This window comes from Flavobacterium sp., from assembly GCF_039916025.1.
Classification (GTDB): domain Bacteria; phylum Bacteroidota; class Bacteroidia; order Flavobacteriales; family Flavobacteriaceae; genus Flavobacterium.
This window is the reverse complement of sequence record NZ_JBDSMB010000150.1, coordinates 1-5489: the sequence shown is the minus strand read 5'-3', so window position 1 is coordinate 5489 and position 5489 is coordinate 1. Positions and strand designations below refer to the sequence as shown.

The window sequence follows — 5489 nt, the reverse complement described above, 5'->3', positions numbered from 1 at the left end:
TAACCGTTGTTCCATTTCTTGCCAGGTCGTATTGAGATTTATTAATACTTCATCTGTAAGAATAAGGTTTTCTGCATTACGACAACTTAGCCGAAACCGCGTAACCGGAGGCATGTCATTTATTTCTCCAGCATCTTCATCCCGATCTCTTAATGAATAACCTTTAGCATCATCATAAACGGATACTAACATTGATGCGACTTCGTTTTCATAAGTATTTAGATTATCTATAGTATCGACGCTGCAGGGATATAATTTCAAACGATTAATTGATGTTCGAATGGCCTGTTGCCATATTCTCACATCATCTTCGCCTTCCAGTAGCAAGATTGGAGATTCATTAAACAGATTGGACAGAGGATGTGCTCCGAAAATGGGAAGTATTCTTGAATACGTGTCATCAATTTCTTTAAAATCAAAATCTGTCTGGGAGGCTTGCATAAAGGCAAATCGCGCGTCTTGATATTCAGAGAGCGCTCCCAAAAATGCGGTACTATGCGTGGCAAGGATAACAGTAAAGTTTCCAGCGGTCGTAAGTGCTTTAATAAATTTTGCAAACCGGACTTGCAAATCTGGGTGAAGATGAACATCTGGTTCATCAATTAATAGAACGTTTGTTTGGCCTGCAGGAGATTTCTTGTCAAAAAACAAACATTCAATTGCTAATGATATCAATTCGGATTCCCCGCTGCTAATAGCTTCGCTTGATATTTTATCAGTTGTTCCTTTTTTAAATATTTCGAAGTCTGTATCTGTTCGTTTAATTTCAATATTAGTCAGCAATGAATTAATCTTTTCAACAAGAGTATCGAAAGTATAATTGTGATTATTTCGTAAATCAGGTATTTTTTCTATTTCTTTTAGTATTACATTTTCCAGTTTTTTATACTGAAAAACACTTTGCTGCTTAAATTGTTGGTATTGATTTTTCCTAAGTTGCTCCGAAGACCACTGTGGACCATTTACAGTTAAACTATGATCAAGATTAGGATCGTTTGTTAAATGTCCCCCTCTTTCCGGTGATAAGTATTTTACATAACAACCTGCTGCTCCTGTTAAGGAAACTTCTACTGCCTTTAAAGCTGTACTTTTTCCACATCCGTTTTTACCCAATATTATATTTATTTTACTCAGGTTTCGAAGATTATATCCACCCTTATTAAGTAAATCCATATCATTTAATTTTTATTTCAGTATCCAACTTGATAATTTTACCAAAACCTGTTGGAATCAATTTTACTGTTTTCATCCATTCATACATCGACGTTATTTGATTTTCATTATATTTCTTTTTCTCTGCCGACCATCTATAAATGTCGCCCATTAATAATGACCCCGAGATTGATTGCCTACTTATAATTCTATTGTTCCATACAGCATATAATGTTGCAATTAATTCGGCTTCAAATAGTGTTTTGTCTTTAAATAATTTTAATACAAATGTTATTTTAGAGCCTTTATTCCTGAAGTACTTTGGATAGTCTTTAATAAGTTTTCCTACATTTTCACCAGGAGTAAAATGTGTCATGCTTATTTTTGTTTCTTCACTGAACCAATCTTTTTCAATCATTTCTTTTCTAAATGCTCTTGTGAATTCACGATCATAAGGCCCGGCACGTTCTTGCAAATAATCAGTTTCATATTCTACCTCGGCAAAATGTTCTGCAACGAAAAATGTTTTTTGAAATTTAGTTAAGCCAAAATATTTATCATCATGCAATAGGTGTATTATTTTCCCCGCAAGCACCTTTCGTTCAATTGGGATTCCTTTGGATCCAGTTTCTTGTTGTTCAAGTTCACTTACCAACCTCCCCTCAAACGCCCTCTTCAAAATACTCTGCCTCAACGCCTCTGCCTGTTGCAAACTATGGGTTATGCTTTCTTCCATTTTATCGGCTACGCTGAGGCGGGTTTCAATGGCCTGAACGACGTTATTCTGATCTTTAGATGAGCAATGAGGGAACTCGATTTGTCTTATTTTTTCTTGACCGATATTTCTCATTGAATCCTGATTGCCGGTTGATAGTGTTTCAATTTGCTTTCTCCCTTTTCGTGAACGCAAATAATAAAGTACATATTCCTTTGAAACTTCATTTGTGAAAGTCAACCGTAATATTTTGTCACTTAACATTACCTTTTTTTCAACTGTTTGTACAATAACACATGCGCCAATAAACTCAATTGTATTTGCCCTGCTGAAAAGAAAATCGCCTTTTTTAATAAGATATTTCGCGTTAAAGAAATCTTTAGAAAAACATGTTTTGCTTTCCATTTCACTAAAGAATCCCCAGGTAACTGAACTGACCTTTACAATTCCAACTTCATCCTTTTGGGGTGGTCTTTCATCACAGCGATAACTTTTACCCGAACTTATGTCTTCGATATATTCGCCAAGCTTAGAATATTTCCAACCTTCAGGCAATTCACCTTCTTTCACATTTTCATTGTTAAGCTTCCCCTCAAACGCCCATTTTAAAACCGCCTGCCGGTATGTTTTTAATTGCTGTTGTGCACTGCGCAGGTTTTCTATGCCTTTATCTAACTCACCAAAGAGTTCTTCTATTTTGGAAACGATGGCAAGTTGGGCGTGCTTGGGAGGAAGAACAAAGTCCAGATTCTTCAACTTAGGCTGATTGATTGAAGATTGATTTACAGACTTCTGAGCAATATTTATAAACTCTCCTCTTCTTCTTTTGAATTTGAATTGGTAATTGAAGAAGTCTGGCGATGCATTTTGGTTCAATCTTATCAACAAAAGATTAATACCATGGATAAGTGTTTTAGTTTGATTCTTGAAAATTGCAGTCTTGCCTAAATGAACATCACTGTTTATATGACTGAATAGAATGTCATCCTTCTTTAAAGAATATTTTTCAACGAACGCAACATCGGTTTCTGAAATGTATTTGACCCTATCTAAATCAATGGTTTCATTCCAAATAGTTTCAATTCTGGAAATGGGAAATCCTATTTTATCATCGGACTGTTTTGCATTTGCACCATTAGACATTTTTTCACACACGTCTCCCAACTTCACCCATTTCCAACCTCTCGGTAATTGATTTATATTTTTTGTCTCCGTCATTTATTAGCTCGTTTTTCACATTAGGATATTTCCCCTTTGTGTTATCTTTGTATTCAAGTCTGCTTTGCATGAACGTCGGCTTCAAGCCGTTTCCCGAACTATGTTTGAGATCAGTGCAATTGTGGGCTTTTTTATTTGCTATTTTTTCTTTCCCCCTTTTATTACTTTTTTCCCATCGCCTTCAATTTTTCTGCTTAGTTTTTTCAGGTCTTCGGCGGCTGGCAAAGCTTCGGGTTTTACCCCACGTTCATTCAACATTTTGCGTACGGCAAGATTATTGTCAATATGTTCTTTTGCAATTGGCTTATCACCATGAAGGTCTTTTTCAACTATGTTATGACCAGTTAGCTCGTTAGCAAAATCTTTTGCTTTAATAGTGAGGGTTGGTAAAAAATCAGCCAAAGGCCTTGAGACAGGAATGCCCAATTTCTTTTTCATATCGTTAGTTGTAAAGCCGCCGAACAATGCCTGATCGCCTTTAGATTTTATGATGGCAAAACCTGCGCTATCCACTCCACGTTCAAATAAAATTCCTGCCATTTTCTTCTCGCTTTTCGAAAGCTTCTCTCTGGCACTTACGCGCTCTACATCTAACAACCTTTTCTCAATAATTTCCTGTTTCCTGCTCTGTACGGCAAAATAGGTTTGCGCAAATGCAACAGTAGGTTTAGCAGGGTCTCCATTTTGGGCTATAAGATAACAGGCGTAACGGGTAAGCGCCATATCTTCAACTTCTCTTTGCGCGGTACTCCCCAGCGATACCATTTTGTTGACCTCAACGAAATGGTCGGTCAATTTTTCACCTGCCTGTATGCTGGCGGTCTGGGCTTTGTCAATCACCTTTAAAAAATTTCGCCAATCTGCATATCCGAATATTTGCTGTAACTCTCTTGCACTCCAGCATTCAAGACCTTTATATTCATAGGCAGCTGCTTCAAATTGAAGAAACAATTCTGCTATTAATTCTTTTTTCATTTTGATTTTTTTAAGCAGCTAAGATCTCATTTAATTCACTAATAATCTCTTCCGTCTTCTCCCCAAACAATTGCCACATTTTTCCCAGCCCGCCATTCTTATTAAATGGATCCAGTTCAAAATCTTCTTTCTCTACATGAAAACTATTGGCCACGTATTCTTTAATCATGCGCAGCCATTGCATCTGTTCTTCCGTAAATTTTGTGGTTGTTCCCGCCTGCTTTTTAAATACCCATGCCTGGAAATTTTTATCAACTGTTTTGTCGTAAGCGCTCAGGTTATCATCTATCCTGCTTAGATGGCGTATTAAACTTACCAATGCCACCAATTCGTTTTTTGCAGAACCAGCAGCCTGGCCAAGTTGTTCGTATGCGCGCCAAACATGAGCGGGTGCAAGTAATGGTTGTTCGGTGGTTATTTTTTCGTACAGGTCTTTGATCATTTTGTACGTGAGTTCCCTTCGCTGGTAGGGTTGCCCGTAGAAGATTTGCAAAGCGGTGATCTCATCCTTGTGTGCTTCTATCCATGTTGTAAAATTGCTGATGGTTAATTCGGCAGCGGCTTCCTGGGCTTTTACCCACCCGATATTTGTAATGCTATCCTGGTTAATGGTATCAATGGTTTGGTCGTATTTTTTGCGAACATCGGCGATGAAAGTACGGAGGGCGGGGTTGTGGAATACGGTTACGGCGCTTTCTATTAATGCTGCATGTTGTATGTTGAATGTTGAATGCAGGTCTGCAGGCGATGCGTTTGGGGTTTCGCGTTGGGCGTTTTGTTTTATGCTTTCAATCGTATCAGGATCGTAGGCATTCAGCAACTGTTTTACAATATGGTTGATGGTATGGCCATCGGCTTCTGCAATAAAATTTGTTTTTTCTTTTTCGTTGATCTGTTTGTCGAGGCGTATCAATCGGTTGGCTAATGTGGTTAGCGTGTCTTCATCTCTTGCGCCTACGGCTACTGCCTGTAAGAGGTCTTTCAAACTCATACCCGGTTTTTTCTCCAGCGGGCGGCTATCTGTTTTCTGTGATTGTTCTACGCCAATGGCATCAATGATCACAAAATGGTCTTTGGTCATTTTTGCAGCAGGTGTACCGGTGGCTTTTAATTGTTCCAGGCTGCAGGTTCGTGTACCCCGGCCTTTCATCTGCTCGTAATAGCTGCGGCTTTTTACATCGCGCATAAACACCAGCACTTCCAATGGGCGTATATCGGTACCGGTTGCAATCATATCAACCGTTACTGCAATTCGTGGATAGTAATCGTTACGAAATTGACTGAGTACAGTCTTTGGATCTTCCTCACTTTTGTAGGTGATCTTCTTGCAGAATTTATTTTCTTCTGCAAACTCTTCACGCACGATCTCTATAATATCTTCCGCGTGTGAATCGGTTTTTGCGAAGATCAATGTTTTGGGCACTTCAAA

4 protein-coding genes are annotated in these 5489 nt (G+C 38.3%); all 4 read right to left on the bottom strand.

What is annotated here, in order from left to right; all coding sequences use genetic code 11:
- Nucleotides 1–1173 (bottom strand): AAA family ATPase (locus ABIQ27_RS11450; protein WP_348034033.1); only part of this gene is annotated, 1173 nt, incomplete at its 3' end.
- A 1-nt stretch (nucleotide 1174) separates the two neighbouring features.
- The gene (locus ABIQ27_RS11445; RefSeq protein WP_348034032.1) at nucleotides 1175–3085 is read right to left on the bottom strand and encodes a restriction endonuclease subunit S; all 1911 of its coding nucleotides are present in this window, start codon (nucleotides 3083–3085) and stop codon (nucleotides 1175–1177) included.
- A 138-nt stretch (nucleotides 3086–3223) separates the two neighbouring features.
- A complete protein-coding gene (dinD, locus tag ABIQ27_RS11440; protein WP_348034031.1) occupies nucleotides 3224–4060 on the bottom strand; it encodes a DNA damage-inducible protein D in 837 nt (278 codons plus the stop codon).
- 10 nt (nucleotides 4061–4070) lie between these two features.
- On the bottom strand, nucleotides 4071–5489 hold a 1419-nt coding region (locus ABIQ27_RS11435), incomplete at its 5' end, for a type I restriction-modification enzyme R subunit C-terminal domain-containing protein (RefSeq protein WP_348034030.1).